This window comes from Marinobacter bohaiensis, from assembly GCF_003258515.1.
In the GTDB taxonomy this organism is placed as follows: Bacteria; Pseudomonadota; Gammaproteobacteria; order Pseudomonadales; family Oleiphilaceae; genus Marinobacter_A; species Marinobacter_A bohaiensis.
The window spans coordinates 2,072,513-2,095,530 of record NZ_QGEH01000001.1 but is presented as its reverse complement, the minus strand read 5'-3'; the positions used below and the strand labels follow the sequence as shown (position 1 = coordinate 2,095,530).

Below are 23,018 nucleotides of genomic sequence, written 5' to 3'. Positions count from 1 at the left end.
CCGATAAACCTCAGCGAAGCGATTTCCCGGGCTAATGACCCAGGACAAGTAATCTGACAGGGCGCACAGTCTACTCGACCGGGACCGCCTTGACACCACTTCGGGGCCGTTAGACCATCGGTCGCCTTTGAATCTCGCAGGAATCACCATGACCCTACCCGCCCCCTGGATTACCGCGCCCCACGCACCCGATCAGACGCTCACCCGTCGCGCACAGGAACATCAGCTCTCGCTGACCAAACCGCCGGGTTCGCTGGGACGCCTGGAGGGCGCCGCCATTGCCCTGTGCGGCCAGCAACGGCGCCTGGACCCGGCCGTCGATCGCGTCCACATCGCGGTGTTCGCCGGCGACCACGGCGTCTGCGATGAGGGCATCTCCGCCTTTCCCCAGGCCGTCACGGCGCAGATGATCGCGAACTTCGCCACCGGCGGTGCCGCCATCAGCGTGCTGGCGCGGCAGCTTGGCGCGGCGCTGGAGGTGGTGAATCTGGGAACCGTGGGCGAGGTGCGGGCCGATGTACCGAACATCATCCACGCTCCCATCGCGCCAGCGACGGGGAATATTGCCCGCGAACCCGCCATGGACGACCATCAGATCGCCGCCGCCCTGCAGGCTGGCGACCAGGCCGCCGAACGAGCCGCTCAATCCGGTGCGCAGCTGTTTATCGCCGGTGATATGGGCATTGGCAACACCACCACCGCAGCCGCGCTCGCCTGCGCCATTCTTGAGCAGCCAGCGCGCGTGCTGGTCGGTGCCGGCACCGGGCTCGCACCGGACGGCGTGCGCCACAAGGCGGATGTCGTTGAGCTGGCCCTGGCGCGCCACGGCCAGGACCGGGATCCCCTGGCCCTGCTGCAGTCCCTGGGCGGATTCGAGATTGCCGCCATCGCCGGCAGCTACCTGGGCGCCGCCGCGCGCGGCATCCCGGTACTGGTGGACGGTTTTATCGCATCGGTGGCGGCTCTGGTTGCCCTGCGCCAACAGCCGGGCCTGCGCGCCTGGCTCCACTACGGTCATCGCTCCGCCGAACAGGGTCATCAAAAGGTACTGGACGCCCTGGAAGCCCATCCTTTGCTGGATCTGGGTATGCGGCTCGGGGAAGGCAGCGGTGCGGCGACAGCGGTCACACTGCTGCGTTCGGCCTGCGCCCTGCACAACCAGATGGCCAGCTTCGCCGACGCAGGCGTCAGCGACGGGAGTGACCAGTGAACGACACCACGTTTATCGACCTGATCCGCCACGGCGAGCCCCAGGGCGGCCCCATGTTTCGTGGCAGCAAGGATGACCCGCTGAGCGAGCTGGGCTGGGAACAGATGAAGGGCGCGGTGCCAGAGGGTGAAACCTGGGACGTGGTCGTGACCTCTCCACTCCGGCGCTGCTGCGAATTCGCCAAGCAAGTGGCCGGTGAGCGCCGGATTCCACTGGTGACTGAACCGCAGCTTCAGGAAGTTCACTTCGGTGATTGGGAAGGCCTGACGGCGGCCCAGATCGAATCGGCCTTCGGCGATCATCTGAAGCGCTTCTGGGCGAACCCGGTGGCCAACACCCCGGGTGGCGGCGAGGCGCTACCGGCGTTCTACGACCGGGTGGGCGCAGGCTGGCGCCAGTTGCTGGACGATCAACGAGGGAAACGGGTGCTGCTGGTTTGCCACGGCGGCGTGATTCGCATGCTGCTGGCACGGGTGCTCGGAATACCGCTGGAGCAATCGTTCTCCGGCTTTGCTGTGCCCTACGCCTGCCGCAGCCGCATCCGTGTGGACCGCAGCGAGCACGGCGAATTCAGCGCCCTGCTGAGCCATACGCCGGCGGTCCAGGACTGAGCTAGCCGGCAGCATCAGCATTGCGCGGGGCTGGCATTAAGGGACGCTAACCCGGCGCCTTCAGGGTGAGAGGGAGCCCCGCCACGCTCATGACGACCCGGTCACAGGCCTGCCCCAGAGCCTGGTTCAGCAGCCCCAGTTCGTCGCAAAAACGGCGGGTCAGCGGATCCATCCCGATGGTGCCCAGGCCCACTTCGTTGCTGACGATCACGATGTCGCCGGGATGCTCGGCGAGTGCACCAACGAACGCTTCCCGCTCAGCCACCAACACGTCATCCCCCTGGTACAGCAGGTTGCTGAGCCACAGGCTCATGCAGTCCACCAACAGGCACGACGGCTCCGGCTGGGACTGTTCGCGCAACACGCGTCCGAGACGGACCGGCTCCTCGATCAAGCCCCAGTGACTGGGCCGGATCGCCCGGTGACGCTCGATCCGTTGCGCCATCTCGCCATCGCCCGCGGTCGCCGTGGCCACGTAGATCACGGGCGCGCCGGATTTCCCGGCGATATTTTCCGCCATGGCGGTCTTGCCGGAGCGGATGCCTCCGACAACCAAAACTCTCTCTGGCATGTTGATTCCTGGACTTTCGCGTGGATGAACGGCCGCTGCGACCGCCCTGTCGGCAGGCGCCCAGATTACCACGAGGCAGACCCTCCGACCTGTCAATTCCCGACTTTCCCTTTAGAATGCCGGATTCATCCGTTAACCGAGGTCCCCGTGAGCGCATCCCCGTCCCGACTCGACCAGGAATGGCAGACCTTCTGGCTGGCCGTGAGCTTCCTGACCCGCATTCCGCTGCCGATTCGCATTGATTACTCGCAGCAGCGCATGAACAACAGCAGCATGTACTTCCCGCTGGTGGGGCTCATGCTCGGGGCCATCTATGCCGGAGTGTACCTGGCGCTGGGCGCGCTATTCAGCCCGCTGGTTTGCGTATTGCTGGTGATGATCCTGCACCTCTGGCTGACCGGCGCTTTCCATGAGGATGGGTTGGCGGACACGGTGGACGCCCTGGGCGGCGGCTATACGCTTGAAGATCGCCTGCGCATCATGAAGGACAGCCGCATCGGCACCTACGGCGCGGCCGCTCTGGTTATGGCGCTGGGCCTGAAGGCCGCGCTGCTGCTGGATGCCCGCTCAATCCCCATGGCCCTGCTGGTCGCCCCGGCGATCTCAAGGCTGACTCCCCTGCTGCTGATGCGCGCGCTGCCCTATGTGACGCTGTCGGAGCAAAGCAAAACCAAACCGGTGGCCAGCGGCTTTCCCGGCACGCGACTGGCGGTCGCCACAGGCATCGCCGCGCTGATTGCGCTGACGGCAACGCCCTGGATGCCGGGCATCGTGATGACGGGCCTCACAGCCACACTCGGCGTGGCCATGCTCTGGGGCCTGTACCTGAAATCACAGCTGGGTGGATACACGGGCGACGCGCTGGGTGCTTGCGTGGCGCTGTCCGAACTCGTGCTACTGATGGGGTGCACGGTTTGACGCCGTGAAACCCGCAATATCGTTAACGCGAAACCCGCGGGCAACCAGGACCTGCTGATCACTTGGCCGAGGATGGTCAAGCCAGAAAACGTTAGAAGGTATAAACCGGGAAGATAAAAGATAAGGAAAGGAGAAAAGTGGCGGTGGGCCAGGGATTCGAACCCCGGGAGGGCTATTAACCCTCGGCGGTTTTCAAGACCGCTGCATTCAGCCACTCTGCCAGCCCACCGCTGCGCCTTGGCGACACTGCCTTGCGACAGCGGGGAGCATGATACCGGAATCGTTTTAGCTGTCAACGCCTTGTCATCGATTCATCGCAAAGTGGTATCAGCGCTGAACCATTTCGTCGAACGCTGGTCAAAAAGCCCACAGAAACACGATCAATTGCCGATTTAAGACATTGAAATGTGCGGTTTTGCCTTTATCATGAATGTAGGTTCTATCTAACCGTTCCACCATCTGACTGGAGATAATGATGGACGACAGACGCTTCCAAGTTCGTAATGGCCAAGGGAGTGCTTACGCGCCCAGCCAAGCGGGGCGCGCTACCCAGATTGATGCGGATGCCCAGAAGGTATTACGCAACACCTACTCCCTGCTGGCAATGACCCTGCTGTTCAGCGCCGTCATGGCCGGCGTTTCCATGGCCATCGGTCTGGGCCGTGGCGCCAGCCTCGTATGCAGTCTGGGCGCTCTGGCTCTGGTCTGGCTGGTGCTGCCGCGCACGGCAAACAGCTCAGCGGGCATCGGCGTGGTCTTCGCGTTCACCGGTCTGCTCGGCCTCGGCCTCGGCCCTGTTCTGAACCATTACCTGGCTCTGTCCAATGGCGGCGCCATCATTATGCAGGCGCTGGGCGGCACCGCTGTGGTGTTCATGACCCTGTCCGCCTATGTCCTGACCACCAAGAAAGACTTCAGCTTCATGGGCGGTATGCTGATGGCGGGTCTGGTCGTGGTTGTGGTCGCGGCCATCGGCTCGATGGTGGCCGGCATGTTCGGCGTTGACGTGGGCGCCTTCAGCCTCGCGATCAGTGCGGCGATTGTGCTGCTGATGTCCGGGTTTATCCTGTACGACACCAGCCGCATCGTGAACGGCGGCGAGACCAACTACATCATCGCCACCACCGGGCTGTACCTGAACATCTACAACCTGTTCGTCAGCCTGCTGCACATCATCGGTGCTTTCAACGACGACTGATCCGTCCGCCGGATCGTCTGACAAAACCCCGGTTCTGCCGGGGTTTTTTCGTCCTGGCCAGCTATTTGAGGATATCACCATGCCCGCGCCCGAAGCCGCCCGCTTCGCCCTGGTCATCACGGGGGCGCCCTACACCAGCCAGGCCCCGCAAACGGCCTTGCAGTTTGCCCGCGCCGCCGTTGCCCAGGGCCATACGATCGACCGGGTTTTCCTTTACGGTGACGGCGTTCATCTGGCCTCTACCCTGACCTGCCCACCCAGCGATGAAGCCGACTGGCCCGCCCAGTGGCAGTCGTTCCTGAAAACCCACGCCGTACCGGCCACCTGCTGCATTGCTTCCGCCCTGCGGCGCGGGCTATTGGACGAAGGCGAAGCCAGGCGCTACGAAAAACCCGCCGCGAACGTCGCGGCGCCGTTTGTGGTCGCCGGTCTGGGGGACTGGCTCGAAGCCACGAGCCAGGCCGACAGAACCCTCTATTTCAACGGGAGTCACTGATGGAGCGCCGCTACCTGTTCATCATCGATCGCGCGCCCTACGGGGACTGGAGCGGCCGGGAAACGCTCGATATGGCACTCTCCGCCGCCGCTTTCGATCAACCCGTTTCCCTCGCCTTCTCGGGCCAGGGGGTGCACTGGCTGCGCGCAGAGCAGGCGCCGCAAGGTATCGAGCAAAAGACCGGATCGCGCAACCTTGCCGCGGCCAGCCTGTTCGGTATCGAGGCGCTGTACGTGCCGAAGGCGGCGTTTGACCGGTTGGGTACCGCGTTCGATTCCGGGCTTGAAATTACGCCCGTCGCCAGCATGACCGAGTTGGCGCATCAATTCTCCGACGTGGTACGCCTGTGATGCCGACGCTTCATATTCTCAACAAGGATCCTGACCACCCGCGCTTCTCCGCCTGCATCGACGCCCTGCGCCAGGGTGATACACTGCTGTTCACCGAAAACGGCGTACTAGGCCTGCTCGACGAGGCGCTGCAAACGCCCGCCGATGCGAACATCAAGGCACTCGCGCCGGATCTCGCTGCGCGCGGCCTGGAAACGGCGTCGGTAAAGCCCAACGTCGCCGCCATCGAATTCAGCGATTTCGTTCCTTTGACCCTCAGCTTTGAAAAGGTAGTGTGCTGGTAATGTCGTTTGTAATGCCCGCCCGTAACAACGAAGGTTTTCTGGAAGACCCTTCTCTCTGGACGCCGCCGGTGGCGGAAAGAATCGCCGCCGAATCGGACATTGCGCTGACCGATTCCCACTGGGAAATCATCAATATGCTGCGGGATTTTTATGCGGAGCATGAAATGGCGCCGCCAGCAGCCCGGTTCTTCGTCAAAGCCGTCAAACAGCACTTCGGCGAAGAGAAAGGCAACAGCATCTACCTGATGCAGCTGTTCCCGGGCACCAGCGCCGTCAAGGTGGCCAGCCGGATTGCCGGCCTGCCGCGCCCGACCAACTGCCTTTGACGATGGATAACGGCTTCCGAGTCGCTGTATCGGGCGCGCCTGGACAACAGTGCCCGGGCGGCTGGTCGCGATAAAGCCATGAGGCAAGCCGAACAGCCTGCCGTGAAGTGGATCTTGAAATGGTTCGCGTCGTTATTCGCCTGAAGCCGACTTGCCCGGGCGGGCGGGGCCGCTGCCCTCTCGCCCCTGCGCGTCGACGGAACCAAGGAAACTGCTGAGCCCGTTTTCCACCAGGCCGGAGCCAAAACGGGTCGATTCCTTGAGCGTGCTCTCCGGCAGATCCATAACGCCTTCCCGCACACCGTCGCGAACGCCTTCCCGAACGCGGTTTTCAACCCCCTGACCGACCTCCTTCAGCTCCTCCACCTTGCGATCCAGATAGGGGCGCAACACCCAGCGGTAAAAGCCGGCCAGTACGAGCAGGACCGTTAACCCGGTGACAACCACCTGCAATAGGATTTCCTGCCAGATCGGCATCGTCGTTTCTCCTTCGCGTATACGGTTTCAGGGGCGCACGCGGCCGCGGTCGGGTCAGCCCGGCCAGTAGTACAGGAAGCCCAACTGCACGATACCGGCCACCGCACCGAGCAACCCACCAACCAACATCAGGTACAGTTCTTCCTCCTTGAACGCCGGCCGAAGGATGTCCTGGAATTCAGCCGGCGCCAGGGATTTCATCTGTCGGGCCAGCACACCGGCCACGATCGGCGCACGCTCGCGGTTGAATGCCGGATCGCAGAACACATGTCCGGTCGCCAGCACCGCCTTGTCATTCATGGCCTTCTTCAGCTCGGTGTAGCCGGTCATCCCTACGCTGAGCTGAGCCCCCAGCTTCATCAACAGCGATTGATCGAGCAGCGGACGCAGGTGCTTCTGGATAATAGCGCGAGTCCGGCCACCTTCCCGGCCGTGGATCATGGCGTCCGCGACTTTTTCCACCGTCAGCAGCTCTTCGGCCACCAATTGGCTCCACACCTCGCTGATCTCGTCCTGACGGCGCAGGAACAGCCCCTGAACCTGCCAGCCAAACACACGTAACGGCTTGAGGGGACGGAAGATCAGGTTGATGGCAATCCAGTTGGTCAGGAAGCCAACGCCGAAACCGGCGAGTGGCAGCAGCCAGGGATAGGGAAAGGACAGCCAGGCCGGCAGAATGGCCGCGCCCAGCAGCCCGCCAACCAGCGCCCCTTTGTTGATGACGGAGCGAAGTTCGACGGCGCCGGCCTGCTGGAAGATCCGGTTCATGAGGTCGGGATGCCGCTTGAGCTCGCGACTGAGCAGCGCCTTCAGATCGACGATCTCACTCAGGTCGTCGCCGAAATCCTCAACCAGCGACTCGATGCGCCCGGGCAGTTGCTCGCGGGCCCACTGGTAGATGCGGTTACGCACGAAGTTGGGCAGGTTGTCCCAGAGAATCGGCTGCACATCGTACATAATCTCGTCGATGTACTCGTCCAGCCGCGGGGTGACCTGCGACACCACCTGTTCCACGATGCGCTGGGGATCGAGCTTGTCATAGACCAGCGACAGATCGCCGAACTGCTGCAGGGTGCGGTCGACACAGATATGGGCCATTTTCTCGGCCTTACGGGGAATAACACCCTGCCAACCGAACCAGCGGCCGATGCCCATATACTGCACCGGGTAGAACGACATCTGGATCGCCAGCCAGTTGGTCACCCATCCGACGAAGGCCGCCATCAGCGGAATGGTCCATAGCGCATTGTCGCTGATCATGGGCTCCCCAGTCCGTTTCTCCATTCAGCCAGGCAATCGCCTGTAGCTCCCCTGCGAGGACAACGACGCAGGCACTGGCGCTGCGTTCGGACCCTCACTCTGGAGTCGATCATGCTCGATGCGATCAGGAACTGCATTGGCCGTCCCGCCGGGAACAGCGGGACGTGACTCCCAGCGGACGCTGGTAGGCTGGCGACGCAAGGGCGATTCTCGCCCTCGCGCCACCGGGGTTACTGGTAGTAGGCGTTTTCGGTGTAGCTGTGGTCGGTCACGTCGCGAACCGCCGTAAGCTCTGGAACGCGCTCCACCAGCGTGCTTTCCACGCCCTGCTTCAGCGTCAGACTGACGGCGCTGCAACCCTGGCAACCACCCCCGAAACGCAAAACGGCAATCGAGCCGTCCTCGATCTCCACCAGTGACACTTCGCCGCCGTGGGACGCCAGGCCCGGGTTGATCTCCGAAGCCAGGATGTAGTTGATCCGGTCCGGCAGCGGCGCGTTCTCGTCGACGTTCGGCACCTTGGCATTGGGAGCCTTGATGGTCAGCTGCCCGCCCATGCGGTCAGTGGCATAATCCACAAAGGCTTCCTCAAGGAACGGCACCGAAGTGTGATCCAGGTACAGGGTGAACTTTTCCAGGTCGACCTGCTCGTCCGTGGGCACCACCTCGTTTGGCGGGCAGTACGCCAGGCAGGTTTCAGCATGCTTCGTGCCCGGTTGGGTCACGAAGATACGAACGCCCATGCCTTCGACATCCTGTTTCTCGATCAATTGCGCCAGGTAATCCCGCGCAGAATCGGTAACGGTAACCAATGCCATCTCTTTAACCTGCTTGAGAATTTGATTTCATTTTAAGGCACGCCGGAAAAACATAAAAGACCTAGTGTTTTACTCAGATTTGCGTGCCTCAATAGTCATTGGGTATGGATATGCTGCCAATTAACTGAATTGCAACCGATGCCGGGACGCGCCAGCGCAATTTTGCTATCCTTTCGCGCCCTGAATACGTCAACACAACCCGGACATACCCTGATGAGTGATCGTGAGACCCGACTGAAACAACTCCACAACGCCCTGCAGGAACGAATCGTCGTTCTGGACGGTGGCATGGGCACCATGATCCAGAACCTGAAACTCGAGGAAGCCGCTTTTCGCGCAGAACGCTTCGCCGACTACGATCAGGATGTCCAGGGCAACAACGATCTGCTGAACCTGACCCAGCCGGCGCTGCTGCGCAATATCCACGCCGATTACCTGGCAGCGGGCGCCGACATCATCGAGACCAACACGTTCAACTCCACGCGCCTGTCCCAGAGCGATTATGGGCTGGAGGATCTGGCCTACGAACTGAACGTCGCCGGTGCGCAGCTGGCACGGCAGATCGCCGACGAATTCACGGCCAAAGAGCCGCACAAGCCGCGCTTTGTCGCCGGCGCCGTTGGCCCCACTTCGCGCACGGCGTCCATCTCGCCCGACGTCAACAACCCGGGCTACCGCAACATCGATTTCCAGACGTTGCATGAGAATTACTACGAAGCCGTCAAAGGTCTGGTGGAAGGCGGCTCCGACCTGATCCTGATTGAAACCATCTTCGACACCCTGAACGCCAAGGCGGCGATCTACGCCACGCAGCAGTATTTCGAAGACAGCGGTATCGAACTGCCGATCATGATCTCCGGCACCATCACCGACGCCTCAGGCCGCACGCTCTCCGGCCAGACCACCGAGGCCTTCTGGAACTCCATCGCCCACGCCAAGCCGCTTTCGGTTGGCCTGAACTGCGCGCTCGGCGCCGATGCCCTGCGTCCGTACGTGGAAGAGCTGTCCAACCGTGCCGACGCCTACGTCAGCGCGCATCCGAACGCGGGCCTGCCCAATGAGTTCGGCGAGTACGACCAGACGCCCGAGGAAATGGCCGAGATCATCGAAGGCTTTGCCCGGGACGGCTTCCTCAACATCATCGGCGGCTGCTGCGGGTCGCGGCCGGATCATATCGAAGCCATTGCCGATGCGGTGGCCAAATACCCGCCGCGCCGGATCCCGGAGATCAAGCCGGCGCTGCGCCTGTCCGGTCTCGAGCCCTTCACCGGCGACGAGAACACACTGTTCATCAACGTCGGCGAGCGTACCAACGTCACCGGCTCCAAGCGCTTCCTGCGCCTGATCAAGGAGGAGCAGTTCGAGGAAGCGCTCAGCGTCGCCCGCGACCAGGTCGAAAACGGCGCCCAGATCATCGACATCAATATGGATGAGGGGATGCTGGATTCCCGCGACGTGATGGTCGATTTCCTCAAACTGGTGGCGTCGGAGCCGGACATCGCCAAGGTGCCCATCATGATCGACTCCTCCAAGTGGGAAGTCATCGAGGCGGGGCTGCGCTGCATCCAGGGCAAGGCGGTGGTCAACTCCATCAGCCTCAAGGAAGGCGAAGAGGAATTCATCGCCAAGGCGCGCTCCTGCCTGCGCTATGGCGCCGCCGTGGTGGTCATGGCGTTCGACGAGGACGGCCAGGCCGACACCTTCGAGCGCAAGACCGAGATCTGCAAGCGCTCCTACGAGGTGTTGACCGGCATCGGCTTCAATCCGGCGGACATCATCTTCGATCCGAACATCTTTGCCATTGCCACCGGCATCGAGGAGCATAACAATTACGCGGTGGACTTTATCGAAGCCACCCAGTGGATCCGCGCAAACCTGCCCCACGCGTCCATTTCCGGCGGGGTCAGTAACGTCTCCTTCTCGTTCCGCGGCAATGACGTGGTGCGCGAAGCCATCCACTCGGTGTTCCTGTACCACGCCATCAAGGCGGGCATGAACATGGGCATCGTCAACCCCGGTCAGCTGGTGGTTTACGATGAGATTGACGACGAACTGCGCGAGCTGGTCACCGACGTGGTACTCAACCGCCGGGACGATGCCACCGACCGGCTGCTGGATGCGGCCGAGCGCTACAAGGGCGTGGTAGGCAAGGCGCGCGAGGAAGATCTGGCCTGGCGCGAATGGCCGGTCGAGAAGCGACTGGAGCATGCGCTGGTCAAGGGCATCACCAACTACATCATCGACGACACCGAGGCCTGCCGCCAGAACGCCGACCGCCCGATCGAGGTTATCGAGGGCCCGCTGATGGACGGCATGAACGTGGTTGGCGATCTGTTCGGTGACGGCAAGATGTTCCTGCCCCAGGTGGTCAAGAGCGCCCGGGTGATGAAGCAGGCGGTGGCGCACCTGATCCCCTATATCGAGGCCGAGAAATCCGAAGGCCAGCAGGCCAAGGGCAAGATCCTGATGGCCACGGTCAAGGGCGACGTCCACGATATCGGCAAGAACATCGTCGGCGTGGTGCTGCAGTGCAACAACTACGAGGTCATCGACCTGGGCGTAATGGTGCCCTGTGAGAAAATCCTGGAAACGGCCAAGGCCGAAAACGTGGACATCATCGGCCTGAGCGGGCTGATCACCCCGTCGCTTGACGAAATGGTGCACGTTGCCCGCGAGATGCAGCGTCTGGACTTCCAGATTCCGCTGATGATCGGCGGCGCAACCACCTCCAAGGCTCACACGGCGGTTAAAATCGAGCCCCAGTACAAGAACGACCTCGCGCTCTACGTGTCCGACGCCTCACGCTGCGTGAACGTCGCCTCTCAACTGCTCAGTCAGACCCAGAAACCGACCCTGAGCGAAGCGACCCGCGAGGAATACGACACCATTCGCGAGCGTCGCAAGAACCGCGGCGAGCGCACCAAACTGATCGACCTGTCCGCCGCACGCCAACGGGATACCGGCATCTCCTTCGAGGGCTACACGCCAGTGCAGCCGAGCTTTACCGGCCTGCGCACCTTCGAGAGCTACGACCTGGACGAGCTGGTCGACTACATCGACTGGACGCCCTTCTTTATTTCCTGGGACATGTCCGGCAAGTATCCGCAAATCTTTGACGATCCCAAGCGCGGGGAAGCCGCCCGCACTCTCTTTGACGATGCCCAGGTCATCCTCAAGCGGATCCTCAATGAAAAGCGCCTCACAGCCAAGGCGGTGATCGGCTTCTGGCCGGCCAACCGCCGCGGTGACGACATCGTCGTCTACGCCGACGAATCCCGCAGCGAAGAGCTCACTACCCTGCACCACCTGCGCCAGCAGGACGAGAAGGCGCCGGGCAAACCCATGCTGGCGCTGTCGGACTACCTGCTGCCGGAAGACAGCGAGCGCTGCGATTACGTCGGCGGCTTCGCGGTGACAGCGGGCATCGGTGCCGAAGAGCTGGCGGACGAGTACAAGGCAGCCAACGACGACTACAACGCCATCATGGTCAAGGCATTGGCGGACCGTCTGGCCGAAGCCTTCGCCGAGCGCATGCACGAGCGCGTGCGCAAGGAGTTCTGGGGCTATGCGCAAGACGAATCCCTCGATAACGACGCCCTGATCCGCGAGCGCTATCGTGGCATCCGCCCGGCGCCGGGCTACCCGGCCTGTCCGGATCACACGGAAAAGGCTACCCTGTTCGAACTACTGGAAGCACCGGCCAACGCCGACATGCACCTCACCGAGCATTTCGCGATGTTGCCGGCAGCGGCCGTCTCCGGCTGGTACTTTGCGCATCCGGAGTCGAAATACTTTGCCGTCGGCAAGATTGGCCGTGACCAGGTTGAGGACTACGCTCATCGCAAGGGTGTAAGCAAGGCGGAGGCCGAGCGCTGGCTGGCGCCAAGTCTGGCCTACGACCCGGCGGAATAAGTACCGTCGGACGCGCCCGCCCAATCTCACGGCCCGCCCATCGCACGAAAGTGATCAGTTGAGGGACGCATGGCGCAATCGGACGGTAATCGGGACAATCAATCGGAACGCCCCAACAGACGACCCGGCGTTCTGAAGGTGATGCAGAGTATTCTCGCGGGCGCTTTCGGTGTGCAGAGTAACCGTCGGCGCGAAGAGGATTTCGGCAGCGGCAGCCCGCTGCCCTACCTTGTCGGCGGCATCCTGTTTACCCTGATCTTTGTGATCGGCGTGGCGCTGATCGTGCGCTGGGTGCTCAGCACCCAGGCCTGACACCCGGACCGATAGCCGGTTACTGGCCGCTCACCCAGAGCACCGCAAACGCCACGGCCAATAGAATCAGGGCAACCGCCGCAACCGCGTCGACCTGGCTGTCTGTTCGCGTCGATTTCTTGCTCATGATGGCACTCCTCGCCGCATCCGTTTTGTTGTTATCATGGGTGATGTGTTCGGCGCCTGCTTGTTAACGGGCGCCTTTACCATAGCTGCTTTACGCCGGACATACCCGGCGCCTCCGGAAGCCTGCGCAACCATGGTGAACTCACGTTAAGCCTATGTTTGAACGGGACTTCCTTCCACCGGGTTTTAAGTCCGTTGCGCTATTAGCATATTGTTAAATAATCATTTAGTGCATAAGGCAAAGCTGCTATCTTAGCCGCCAAATTGGAATCAGTGTCCCCAGGAACAGGTTTATGTACGTTTATGACGAATATGATCGGCAGATCCTGACAGAGCGCGTTGCTCAGTTCCGGAATCAAACCGATCGCGCCCTGGCCGGAGAACTCAGCGAAGAGGAATTCCTGCCACTGCGTCTCCAGAATGGTCTGTATGTCCAGCGCCTCGCCCCGATGCTGCGGATTGCGGTTCCCTACGGCATGCTGCGCTCCGACCAGCTGCGCCGCCTGGCCCGCATCAGCCGTGATTATGACAAGGGCTACGCGCACTTCACGACCCGTCAGAATGTGCAGCTGAACTGGCCGGCCCTGGAAGATGTGCCCGACATCCTTGCCGAGCTGGCCGAGGTTGAGATGCACGCCAACCAGACCAGTGGCAACTGTATCCGCAACACCACGACCGACCAGTTCGCTGGCGTCCAGGCGGACGAGATGGTTGATCCGCGCCCCTATTGCGAGCTGATTCGCCAGTGGTCCACCTACCACCCGGAATTCGCTTTCCTGCCGCGCAAGTTCAAGATTGCCGTCAACGCGTCCGACGACCATGACCGCGCGGCCGTACAGGTGCACGACATTGGCCTCGAGTTCACACGTAATGACGCCGGCGAGCTGGGCTTCCGCGTCTATGTCGGTGGCGGACTGGGCCGCACACCGGTTGTCAGCCCGGTCATCCGCGAATTCCTGCCGGAAATGGATCTGCTGACCTATCTGGAAGCCGTACTGCGCGTCTACAACCGCTACGGTCGCCGCGACAACAAGTTCAAGGCCCGCATCAAGATCCTGGTCAAGGCAATGACGCCGGAAGCCTTTGCGGAAAAGGTCGAAGCGGAATGGGAGCACATCAAGGACACCCCGTCACAGCTGACACCGGAAGCCATTGAGCGGGTCAAGGCCTTCTTTACGGAGCCGGATTACGCGTCACTGGACGATAATCCGGATGCCCTGAAGGCCCCGCGCGAGGAAAACAAGGCGTTCGACGCCTGGGTCAAGCGCAACGTCGACGCGCACAAGAAGCCGGGCTACAGCATTGTCACGCTGACCATGAAGAAAACCGGCGTGCCGCCGGGCGACGCCAGTGATCGCCAGCTGGAACAGATCGCCGACCTGGCCGACCAGTACAGCTTCGGTGAAGCGCGGGTGACGCACCAGCAGAACGTGGTGTTGGCCGACGTGCGCCAGGATCAACTGTTCGAGCTGTGGCGGGCCATCCGCCCAATGGGCTTTGCGACGGCCAACCTGGGCACTCTGACCGACATCATCTGCTGCCCCGGCGGCGACTACTGCGCGCTGGCCAACGCCAAGTCGATCCCGGTGGCCGAGGCGATCCAGCGTCGCTTTGACGATATGGACTACGTCTACGACCTGGGCGACATCGACCTGAACATCTCCGGTTGCATGAACGCATGCGGTCACCACCACGTGGGCAACATTGGCGTTCTGGGTGTCGACAAGAAAGGCCAGGAGTTCTATCAGATTTCCCTGGGCGGCTCGTCCCAGCGCGACGCGTCCCTGGGCAAAATCCTGGGCCCGTCCTTTGCCCGTGAAGAAATGCCGGAAGTGATCGAAAAGATCATCAACGTCTACGTCGACAACCGGACCGAGGAAGAATCGTTCCTCGACACCTATCGCCGGATTGGTATTGATCCCTTCAAGGAGCGCGTCTATGCCTGAGCTGATTCGCCACGATGGCATCCACAACGATGAGTGGACGCTCGTATCCAAGCCTGAGGAAGGCCAGGACCTTAGCCTGCCGGATGGCCCTGCCCTGCTGCCGGCGGCCGTCTGGAAAGAGAACATGGACCGCTTCGCCGGGCGCAACGACATCGGCATCTGGTTCGACAGCCACGAGGAGCCGGAGGTGTACGCAGACATGATCGGTGATCTGCCGGTGATCGCTGTGAACTTTCCGAAGTTTACCGATGGTCGCGGCTACAGCATCGCCCGACTGCTGCGCGAACGCTATGGGTACGAAGGCGAACTGCGTGCGGTGGGTGACGTCCTGCTGGACCAGCTGTTCTACATGAAGCGCTGCGGCTTCAACGCCTACGCGCTGCGTGAAGACAAGGACAGCGCCCACGCTGAATACTGCCTCAATGTCTTCAGCAACGCCTATCAGGCCGCTGTCGATACAGAGCAGCCACTGTTCCGGCGGCGCGCTTCCTGAATCCGGTAGCACACAAAAAAGACGGCCCGCGGGCCGTCTTTTTTTCGTCTTTTGTTCCGCTCTGAACAGGGATCACTAGAGAGCGTGATCCAGCACCAGGCTGCCGGAAGAGGCGCCGTTCAGGAACGCATCCAGTGCCCCTTTCAGGTCCGCCTTGCCAAGATCCTTCGCCGACGCCTCTGTTTCGGGACAAGTCCACTCGCTGGCAAAACGCGACCAGATCGCCTGTTTTGAGGCCAACGGAATCTCCACCGAGTCCACTCCCAACAGGTTAATCCCGCGCAAAATGAAAGGCAGCACGGTGGTTTCCAATTGCGGACCGGCCACCAGGCCGCAACAGGCTACGGAGCCGCCGGGAAAGACCTGTTTGAGCAGCTCCGCCAGCGGCCCGCCGCCGACGGTATCCACCGCATGGGCAAAGCGCGGCTTGAGCATCGGCTTCTTTTCTGCGGCGAGCGCATCACGCCCCACCACTTCGGCGGCGCCCAACCGGGTCAGGTGCTCAGCGTGTTCACTTTTGCCGCTGATGGCGGTGACACTGAAACCCAGACGTGACAGCAACTCAACCGCCACCGACCCCACCGCGCCGCTGGCACCGGTTACGGCGACGACGCCCTGGTCGGGCTGCGCCCCCATGCGCAGAAGCTTATCGACACAGAGGCCGGCGGTCAGCCCCGCCGTGCCGTATATCATGGCTTTGCGCTCGTCCCAGTTCGCCGGCATCGGCACCACCCAGGCGGCCGGCACGCGGATATACTCCCCAAAACCGCCGTCTGTATTCATGCCCAGGTCGTAACCGGTGACAATCACCTTGTCGCCAACAGCCGGTTTACTCAGCGAGCTTTCCACGACCTCGCCGGCCGCATCGATGCCGGGCGTGTGCGGAAACTCTCGGGTAACGCCCTTGTTACCCGAAGCAGACAGGGCATCCTTGTAGTTCAGGGCGGAGTGCGACACGCGGATCAGCACCTCCCCTTCCGGGAGCTCACCGGTGTCCAGGCTCTCGATATCGCCGACGTATTGGCCGTCTTGTTCGTGTACTCGCCAGGCTTGAAAGGTGCTCATCTCAGATCCTTATTGTTGACTGAGTGAATGTGTCATTACTGGATGTTGCGATGACGCAACGTGCTCAGGAGCTTCCAGACACTGTGCTCGATTGCCGCACTGGCCGCCAGTCCGAGTTTCTCCGGCAGCGTACGCTTGCGGCGGAAACTTACCGAGACTACTTCGGCGCGATCACAGGCTTCAATGAGATATTCGTCAGAGGTTTTCACCTCATCGATCAGGTGAACGTCCAGCGCACGCCGGCCAAACCAGATATCGCCATTGGCAACGGCCTGGATGTCCACGGACGGACGCCGTTCACTGACGTAGTCCTTGAACAGCACATGCGTATCTTCCAGGTCTTCGAGGAACTTCTGCCGGCCCTTGTCGGTGTTTTCGCCGAATACCGTCAGCGTGCGCTTGTGCTCACCGGCCGTCAGAACCTCAAAATCTACATCGTTCTTCTTCAGAAGACGATGGAAGTTGGGTAGCTGGGCCACGACGCCGATCGAGCCAAGCACGGCAAACGGCGAGGCAATGATGCGGTCGGCAACGCAAGCCATCATATAGCCGCCGCTGGCCGCCACTTTGTCAACGCAGGCCGTGAGCGGGATCTTCTTCGCACGGATACGATCCAACTGCGCTGCCGCCAGGCCGTATGCGTGGACGAGGCCACCGCCACTTTCCAGTCGAATCACCACTTCGTCGCGCTCCGGCTCAGCCACGCTCAGCACGGCGGTAACGGCCTTACGCAGGGAATCGTTGTCGCTGGCCTTGATATCGCCATTGAAATCGATCACGAATACCCGGGGTGACTCGGGTTCGTTCCCTGTCTCGCCGTCTTTCGCGGCTTTCTTCTTTGCCTTGGCTTCGGCCTTCTTTGCTTTCTTGCGCCCCTTGAGCCAGGCCTTGCGGTCCGACTCACCCATCAGCTTCTGCTGCAGGTTCTCCTTGAGTCGTTTGTATCCCTCGTTGAGACGCTTGAGATGCAACTCGCCGTCCGGATCGTCGCTATCCTGTTTACGATGAGCGGCGGATACAATCACTGTCACGATGGCCAGAACCGCCACCACAAAGGTCACGGTCTTGGCCAGGAACAGCCCATAATCGGTCAGAAATTCCAAATCGGTTCTCCATCAGCCGAAATACGGTAAGAAACACGGTAAATAGTATGATAAATGCCAGTCATACTGGCAGATTTTCATCAAACGGTCAGCGATTGTAACCGACCTGCCACCGGTCAAACGAGGCCCCTGTGAACGAAAATTCAAACAAGCGTTCGATCGAGCTTGACAGCCTCTGCAGCGGTCCCTAAAGTCGAACTGGTTTCGCCGGATAACCTGCCCCGCAGCCCCGGCTCCTCGCTTTTAGACGCACACGAAAAGGGTAAAACAATGTCTGTAGCTCAGGTTTTCCAGAAGCTGGAACAGAACTTCAACGCGGACGCGGCTGCCGGCCTCGATCTGGTTTTCCAGTTCAACATCGAAGACGACCAGAACTATCACCTGATCATCAACGACGGCACCTGCCAGCTCCAGGAAGGCGATCACGACGATCCGTCCGTCACCCTGATCATGAATGCAGAAACCCTCCAGGGCATCGTGTCCGGTGAAACCGACGGCATGCAGGCCTTCATGTCCGGTCAGCTGCGCGCTGAGGGCGATATGATGCTCGCCACGAAGCTGGGTGAACTGTTCAAGATGTAAGTCGTCGCCCTGACTGACGATTCGGGCCGTACGCTCTCAGCGAACGGCCCGATGCCTCTCCTCCGTTTTATTTGCTGCCCGTGCCTGCTAACCAGCTCCCGGCCTCAAGCAAACCTTAATCAAGTCCCCGCTTTCGGAAACCATTCGTCCATCGCCGTCCGCGCCGCGTCATTGCCCGGAAGCGCAACCAGGCCAGTGCTGGACAAGCGGACATCGAACACCGCCCCATCACGCAGCGGCATAAACGTCGCGTTACCATAAACGGCCTTGACGAAGGGCAACCCGACATCCTGATCCAGCAGCCAGCTGTCGAACCACGACGGCTCGCCAAGCGAATAGACCGTGCGCTCGCCCGTGCGTTCCTGTTCCAGGCTGACATAACGACCGCTCAGCCGGTCCAGGCGATAAGCCGGCTTGACGCCGAGCCACGCCAGTGGACCTTCCAGCCGCAGAATACGGGCATCCACCTGCCATTGATCACCGCGTATGACCACTTCCATCGGCGGCCGCTCGTTACGCTCGAGCCGAACCCGCCAGGTTTGCGGCCCGGTCTTGGAGACGCCGATGGTGGCAATGGTCTCGAGACTTTCCAGCGACTGATAATGACGTAGATCCAGGGCCAGCAGGCCAATATAGGCGCCGGCCGCAATCAGGAAGATGGCAAACGTTCCCTTGAGCCAGCTGAAAAACCAGCGGGGGCGAATGAAGAAGGCGAGACCAATAAGGGCAAGAAGGCCGCCAACGGCGGCCAGGGTGAGCAGGGAAAAATCCTGGGGCATAGACGCTTCTCTTCCTTTATCGCCCCGCGACGAGGCAATCGGACCGACGATCGTGTCGGCCCGAAGGAAGACTCGTCATTACAGACCCACGTCAGCCAGGGACGTTTCCGCCAGCCTCAGCAAATCCTGGTTGCGCTCCTCGCGGGTGCCAATGCTTTCGATATAGTATTCCAGAGATGTCAGGGCGTCGGCCAGTGCTTCCAGCACAGTTGGCACCGGTGCTTCCTTGGCATCCAGCAGCCGGGTCTGGATCGAGTCGGCAATCCGGGCCAGCACGGCGGCGCCGTCACGGTCTTCCAGCATCATGAAACCACCCCAGATACTGCGCAGCGTTGCCGGCAGGTTGGCCAGGTGCAGCTTATCGTAATCCGATTCGATAAAGGCCGTGATCGCACGTTTGGCCAGCGTGAGCGCTGCCCTCGCCTCATCGGCCACCACGATGTAGGCCTCACTCAGGTAGGTCGACTCTTCGCGACTGGCCTTGACGATCGCCAGGGCATCGGTCTCGCTGGTGATGCCGCGGGTGACCATCTGCATCGCCGCGTCCTCGATGCTGAGCACCGCATTGGCCAGGTTGTAGAGTTCGTCGTCACCCGGCAGACGGTTGTCGGCATGCCAGCTGCGCAATTGCGCCGCTTCCTTGCGTGCCAGGTCCGCCAGTTTGCTGAGATCCAGAACCGACAGCGTGTTCGCCAGCTGCTCCAGGGATCCGGCTATGGCTGCCAGTTCGTTCAGATCCGGCTCGATACCCCGCTCGATGATATCAACCTTGTCCTTGAGCTGATTGAGCTCTTCGCGCAGCGCGTTGGACAGGGAGCGCAGCACATCGGTACCCGGACCGTAAAGGCGCTTGCGATGGGATTCCAGGATATGCTCGGGGAGATCGGTGGGCGCAACCTTGTAGCTGTCAAGGATCTGGGAGACTTCGGGGTTAACCGAGCCACTGCGGAACAGGATGTAGACCAGGTCCTTGAACAGGGAATCCGGCGCATCCTTGTTGATGGCCACCTTGCCGATGTAGACGATTTCACGGGTGTACTTCTCGATCCGCATGAGCAGGCGCTTACGAGACTTCCCGTATTCCATGGCACGGTCCTGCATGGTCTCCACCACGACAGCAAGCAGACACCAGAGCTGACCCATGGGGGCGCCGTCGCTGAGCCGGGCAAAGCCCTTCGCCGAACGGGCAAGCAGCTTCTGGCTAATGCGCAGGTTGCGTTCCTTGATCACACCGAGCAAGCCGATCTGGAACATCAGACGCATACGGCGGGCGTGAATGTCGAAATCGTCGTCACTGTCTGACAGCGGAGCGAGTGTCAGACTCGCGCAGAAATCAGGTCGTTTGCGCGCGTCGATGTCGAAGAAGCAGGATTCCGGGTAGGGTTTCTCGCCCCGGGCAATTCGGAGATCGTTGGTGATCGGCAGCAGCAGCTCAGGATGGTCCGCCCTCTCCTGGTGGTAATACTCAACATACCGCCTCAGGATAAACAGAGCACTGCTCAGGGCCGCCAGCAGACTGTTCTTGTCGTCGCTGGCACCCACCGGGACATCATTGGCAACCGCCACCGCTTCCTGGCAGAGCAGCGTCCCGCCACGCAATTCAACGAGAACAAAAATGCCACGCAGCTGATTCAGAAAATCGACGCAGTTCTGCAGGTCTTCGCCACTTTCCCTGTTTTCCTGAAAGCGTTCCAGGCTCCCCTCAGCCTGTTTGATGGTCTGCTCGATTTCTTCCTTGACCAGATCAAACGACTGAGACTTCGTCGCCAGAGACGATTGCACCATAAAATAACGCTTCCCATAGATAATGCGGAGAGCACCGCTTCCCCTGCCGAATCATTCAGGTGACGACTCTGTCCGGAATCCGGCACCACCTGTGGCTATTCTTGTTCGGCGTGCGTGCAACGGCGGGTCTGGCTTGGTCCCCGGCCTGTCGATACGCCTGAATCCAGCTCTGCGGCAAACCCGTTATTGGCCTCTTTATCGACCGTACAGAGCTGAAAATATTCGAACTAACGTTTACTTATAACACAAATCTCAAGCACCTCAAGAAAGGCTCTGTGTACTTATTTTTCTGGCTTTTACACGGTTGGCATTGACTCTTTCCGGCCCTCGGCCTAGCCCACGGACTCGACTTCGCCGTCGAACCGGTTCCAGATGGCCTCACCGCCGGCCTTGGCCACCACGTCCAGCAGGCCGCTGTGAGCCGTCATTTCGTCGTCACTGGCCCGAATCACGCGGGTCTTGCGCCGCTCCGCGGACAGTCGGCGTATACCGCCAGCCGCTTCCTCACCGTCCTCGCCATTACCGGCATCCAGCGAAAACGCGGTTTGCCCGCCGGTGAGGAGCAGAAAGACGTCAGCCAGGATCTCGGCATCCAGCAGGGCCCCGTGCAGTTCGCGGTTGCTGTTGTCCACGCCGTAACGCTTACAGAGTGCATCCAGGTTATTCTTCTGGCCCGGGTGCCGCTCCCGGGCAACGGCCAGGGAGTCCACCACGCCGCAGTGATCCTCGACCTTCCAGCCCGTGCCCAGTTGGCGGAACTCGTGATTGATGAAGCCAACGTCGAACGCCGCATTGTGGATGACCAGCTCAGCGCCCTTGATGAATTCGAAGAACTCGGTCGCCACATCCCGGAATAGCGGCTTGTCGGCGAGGTATTCGTTGGTAATCCCGTGGATGGCCATCGCCTCGGCCTCCACTTCCCGCTCCGGATTGATGTAAACGTGATAGTGGCGACCGGTCAGCTTGCGCTCAACCATTTCGACACACCCGATTTCGATGATCCGGTGCCCCTGTTCCGGGTCGATACCCGTGGTTTCCGTATCCAGTACAATCTGACGCATTTCGTTTCCAGATAATCCTATTGAATCAATTGACTGCCGCGAGTTCTTCAACGCCTTTATTAGCCAGGCCGTCGGCCCGCTCGTTGCCGGGAATCCCGGCGTGCCCCTTCACCCAGTGCCAGTTGACGTCGTGGCGCTGTACCTCGCCATCAAGTGCCTTCCATAGATCGGCATTCTTGACCGGCTTTTTTGCCGCGGTCTTCCAGCCGTTCTTCTTCCAGTTGGCCATCCATTCGGTGATGCCTTTGCGAACGTACTGGGAATCGGTATAGAGGTCGACTGCACAGGCCCGCTTGAGCGCCCGCAACCCTTCGATCGCGGCCATCAGCTCCATGCGGTTGTTGGTGGTATTGGCCTCACCACCGTGCAGCTCGCGCTCGGCATCCCCGTAACTCAGTACCGCGCCCCATCCACCGGGCCCGGGGTTTCCTTTACAGGCTCCGTCGGTATAGAGCACTACGCGTTTTGTCATAACTACTGTTCCTGATATCGAGAATGCGTGTCCTGGCAAGGGGTATGCTTGCGCGATGCCTGACGATCGCGCCGGGAAAGCCCCGTGGAGCCCATTGCTCCGGCGACCGGAAGAACCACGGGTTTCGGCTGGCGCCAACGGAGGCGTCGGACGCGGGCCGCCGGCATCCGTTTCTCGGCGCGAATACAGTAATAGGCCCCCGCCGGAAGGTGCAAACGTTCTCCCAGCCGATCGAGACCCGCCAGCCTGTGCAGCGCGCCAGCGCCGGCCAGTGGTGGTCTGAAAAAGTGCGTGTCGGTACTTTCAACCGAAAACTGCAACAGGCTGAGCCAGTCCTCCAGCCGATTCGCAGAGATGAATCGACCGCTCCAGGGTGCCTGGCGACGCCGTGACACCAGCTTGCGGGCACCCCAGATGCTGAATGGATTAAAGCCGATCACCACAAGGCTTCCCGAACTGCGCAGCACACGAGCGGCCTCGCGTACCACCTGATGCGGTTGATCGGAAAAATCCAGGCTGTGGTGCAGGATCACCAGATCCATCGAATCACTGGGAAACGGCAGCTCGTCTGCATCGCAAACCACCACACCTTCGCCCAGCTCCCGACACCAGTACGGCGTGGTCAGAACACGTTTGCTGAAATCGCTCGAACTGGCCAGGGGCAATCGATGACTGACAGCGACCAGCAATTGGTGCGCACCGGCCATTGCTGCGACGGCATTGTCCAGGTGACGCCTCTGGTCCGCCAGCAACACACGCCCGAGCGGGCTCTGGAACCAGGCTTCGAAAGCGTCCCGCTGGGCTGTGTAATCGACGGCTGTATCTCGGGCCATGGCTGTGTTCCGGTCAGGGCTGTGGGGTTA

General features: G+C 61.1%; 24 protein-coding genes and 1 tRNA gene. 13 read left to right on the top strand and 12 right to left on the bottom strand.

Annotation, left to right across the window (positions count from 1 at the left end):
* Positions 1–148 precede the first annotated feature (148 nt).
* Complete coding sequence (cobT, locus tag DKK67_RS09320) at positions 149–1,210, top strand: nicotinate-nucleotide--dimethylbenzimidazole phosphoribosyltransferase (protein WP_111496086.1); 1,062 nt, start codon at positions 149–151, stop codon at positions 1,208–1,210.
* On the top strand, positions 1,207–1,821 hold the full coding sequence (locus DKK67_RS09315; RefSeq protein ID WP_228160555.1) for a histidine phosphatase family protein: 615 nt from the start codon (positions 1,207–1,209) through the stop codon (positions 1,819–1,821). Before cobT ends, DKK67_RS09315 begins: the two co-directional genes overlap by 4 nt.
* A gap of 46 nt (positions 1,822–1,867) precedes the next feature.
* Here the strand turns inward: DKK67_RS09315 and cobU are convergent, their stop codons facing one another.
* Positions 1,868–2,392, bottom strand: a complete 525-nt coding sequence (gene cobU / locus DKK67_RS09310; RefSeq protein ID WP_111496085.1) for a bifunctional adenosylcobinamide kinase/adenosylcobinamide-phosphate guanylyltransferase — start codon at positions 2,390–2,392, stop codon at positions 1,868–1,870.
* A gap of 147 nt (positions 2,393–2,539) precedes the next feature.
* Here cobU and cobS point away from each other — a divergent pair, with 147 nt between their 5' ends.
* Positions 2,540–3,310: an adenosylcobinamide-GDP ribazoletransferase gene (gene cobS / locus DKK67_RS09305; RefSeq protein ID WP_228160554.1), complete on the top strand. Its 771-nt coding sequence runs from the start codon at positions 2,540–2,542 to the stop codon at positions 3,308–3,310.
* Between the two features lie 138 nt (positions 3,311–3,448).
* Here the strand turns inward: cobS and DKK67_RS09300 are convergent.
* Positions 3,449–3,539 (bottom strand) — tRNA-Ser (locus DKK67_RS09300).
* Positions 3,540–3,785: 246 nt separating this feature from the next.
* Between DKK67_RS09300 and DKK67_RS09295 the strand changes: the two genes are divergently transcribed.
* From DKK67_RS09295 to DKK67_RS09275, 5 genes are all read left to right on the top strand, one after another.
* Positions 3,786–4,508 (top strand): Bax inhibitor-1/YccA family protein, encoded by a 723-nt coding sequence (locus DKK67_RS09295; protein WP_111496083.1) that lies wholly within the window; start codon positions 3,786–3,788, stop codon positions 4,506–4,508.
* A gap of 79 nt (positions 4,509–4,587) precedes the next feature.
* Entirely contained in the window at positions 4,588–5,004 is a 417-nt protein-coding gene (gene tusD, locus DKK67_RS09290; RefSeq protein WP_111496082.1) for a sulfurtransferase complex subunit TusD, read from the top strand.
* Positions 5,004–5,354 (top strand): DsrE family protein, encoded by a 351-nt coding sequence (locus DKK67_RS09285; protein ID WP_111496081.1) that lies wholly within the window; start codon positions 5,004–5,006, stop codon positions 5,352–5,354. The genes tusD and DKK67_RS09285 overlap by 1 nt, the downstream gene beginning before the upstream one ends.
* A complete protein-coding gene (gene tusB, locus DKK67_RS09280; RefSeq protein ID WP_111496080.1) occupies positions 5,354–5,638 on the top strand; it encodes a sulfurtransferase complex subunit TusB in 285 nt (94 codons plus the stop codon). The genes DKK67_RS09285 and tusB overlap by 1 nt, the downstream gene beginning before the upstream one ends.
* A complete protein-coding gene (locus DKK67_RS09275) occupies positions 5,638–5,964 on the top strand; it encodes a TusE/DsrC/DsvC family sulfur relay protein (protein WP_111496079.1) in 327 nt (108 codons plus the stop codon). Before tusB ends, DKK67_RS09275 begins: the two co-directional genes overlap by 1 nt.
* Before the next feature lie 132 nt (positions 5,965–6,096).
* Here the strand turns inward: DKK67_RS09275 and DKK67_RS09270 are convergent, their stop codons facing one another.
* From DKK67_RS09270 to nfuA, 3 genes are all read right to left on the bottom strand, one after another.
* Positions 6,097–6,441 (bottom strand): hypothetical protein, encoded by a 345-nt coding sequence (locus tag DKK67_RS09270; RefSeq protein WP_111496078.1) that lies wholly within the window; start codon positions 6,439–6,441, stop codon positions 6,097–6,099.
* A gap of 54 nt (positions 6,442–6,495) precedes the next feature.
* On the bottom strand, positions 6,496–7,701 hold the full coding sequence (locus DKK67_RS09265; protein ID WP_111496077.1) for a DUF445 family protein: 1,206 nt from the start codon (positions 7,699–7,701) through the stop codon (positions 6,496–6,498).
* A gap of 230 nt (positions 7,702–7,931) precedes the next feature.
* Positions 7,932–8,519 carry a Fe-S biogenesis protein NfuA gene (gene nfuA, locus DKK67_RS09260; RefSeq protein WP_111496076.1) on the bottom strand — a complete coding sequence of 196 codons (588 nt, stop codon included), beginning with the start codon at positions 8,517–8,519 and terminating at the stop codon, positions 7,932–7,934.
* Positions 8,520–8,732: 213 nt separating this feature from the next.
* On the opposite strand from nfuA, the gene metH reads away from it, so the two are divergent.
* The 4 genes from metH to DKK67_RS09240 all read left to right on the top strand — a co-directional run bounded on the left by metH (position 8,733) and on the right by DKK67_RS09240 (position 15,308).
* Positions 8,733–12,431: a methionine synthase gene (gene metH, locus DKK67_RS09255; RefSeq protein ID WP_111496075.1), complete on the top strand. Its 3,699-nt coding sequence runs from the start codon at positions 8,733–8,735 to the stop codon at positions 12,429–12,431.
* Between the two features lie 69 nt (positions 12,432–12,500).
* Positions 12,501–12,743, top strand: coding sequence for a DUF2970 domain-containing protein (locus tag DKK67_RS09250; protein ID WP_111496074.1), 243 nt, complete (start codon positions 12,501–12,503; stop codon positions 12,741–12,743).
* Positions 12,744–13,162: 419 nt separating this feature from the next.
* Complete coding sequence (locus DKK67_RS09245; protein WP_111496073.1) at positions 13,163–14,815, top strand: nitrite/sulfite reductase; 1,653 nt, start codon at positions 13,163–13,165, stop codon at positions 14,813–14,815.
* Entirely contained in the window at positions 14,808–15,308 is a 501-nt protein-coding gene (locus DKK67_RS09240; RefSeq protein WP_111496072.1) for a DUF934 domain-containing protein, read from the top strand. Before DKK67_RS09245 ends, DKK67_RS09240 begins: the two co-directional genes overlap by 8 nt.
* Positions 15,309–15,383: 75 nt before the next feature.
* Here the strand turns inward: DKK67_RS09240 and DKK67_RS09235 are convergent, their stop codons facing one another.
* A complete protein-coding gene (locus tag DKK67_RS09235) occupies positions 15,384–16,373 on the bottom strand; it encodes a YhdH/YhfP family quinone oxidoreductase (protein WP_111496071.1) in 990 nt (329 codons plus the stop codon).
* 35 nt (positions 16,374–16,408) lie between these two features.
* Positions 16,409–17,476 carry a protease SohB gene (gene sohB / locus DKK67_RS09230; RefSeq protein ID WP_111496070.1) on the bottom strand — a complete coding sequence of 356 codons (1,068 nt, stop codon included), beginning with the start codon at positions 17,474–17,476 and terminating at the stop codon, positions 16,409–16,411.
* 270 nt (positions 17,477–17,746) lie between these two features.
* Between sohB and DKK67_RS09225 the strand changes: the two genes are divergently transcribed.
* Entirely contained in the window at positions 17,747–18,058 is a 312-nt protein-coding gene (locus tag DKK67_RS09225; RefSeq protein WP_111496069.1) for an SCP2 sterol-binding domain-containing protein, read from the top strand.
* A 119-nt stretch (positions 18,059–18,177) separates the two neighbouring features.
* On the opposite strand, the gene DKK67_RS09220 is transcribed toward DKK67_RS09225, so the two are convergent.
* The 5 genes from DKK67_RS09220 to DKK67_RS09200 all read right to left on the bottom strand — a co-directional run bounded on the left by DKK67_RS09220 (position 18,178) and on the right by DKK67_RS09200 (position 22,988).
* Positions 18,178–18,837, bottom strand: a complete 660-nt coding sequence (locus DKK67_RS09220) for a multidrug transporter (protein ID WP_111496068.1) — start codon at positions 18,835–18,837, stop codon at positions 18,178–18,180.
* A 78-nt stretch (positions 18,838–18,915) separates the two neighbouring features.
* On the bottom strand, positions 18,916–20,622 hold the full coding sequence (locus DKK67_RS09215) for a chemotaxis protein (protein WP_111496067.1): 1,707 nt from the start codon (positions 20,620–20,622) through the stop codon (positions 18,916–18,918).
* A 332-nt stretch (positions 20,623–20,954) separates the two neighbouring features.
* Complete coding sequence (gene dnaQ / locus DKK67_RS09210) at positions 20,955–21,683, bottom strand: DNA polymerase III subunit epsilon (protein ID WP_111496066.1); 729 nt, start codon at positions 21,681–21,683, stop codon at positions 20,955–20,957.
* A gap of 25 nt (positions 21,684–21,708) precedes the next feature.
* Entirely contained in the window at positions 21,709–22,155 is a 447-nt protein-coding gene (gene rnhA / locus DKK67_RS09205) for a ribonuclease HI (RefSeq protein WP_111496065.1), read from the bottom strand.
* Positions 22,156–22,157: 2 nt separating this feature from the next.
* Complete coding sequence (locus DKK67_RS09200; RefSeq protein WP_111496064.1) at positions 22,158–22,988, bottom strand: class I SAM-dependent methyltransferase; 831 nt, start codon at positions 22,986–22,988, stop codon at positions 22,158–22,160.
* Between the last annotated feature and the right edge of the window lie 30 nt (positions 22,989–23,018).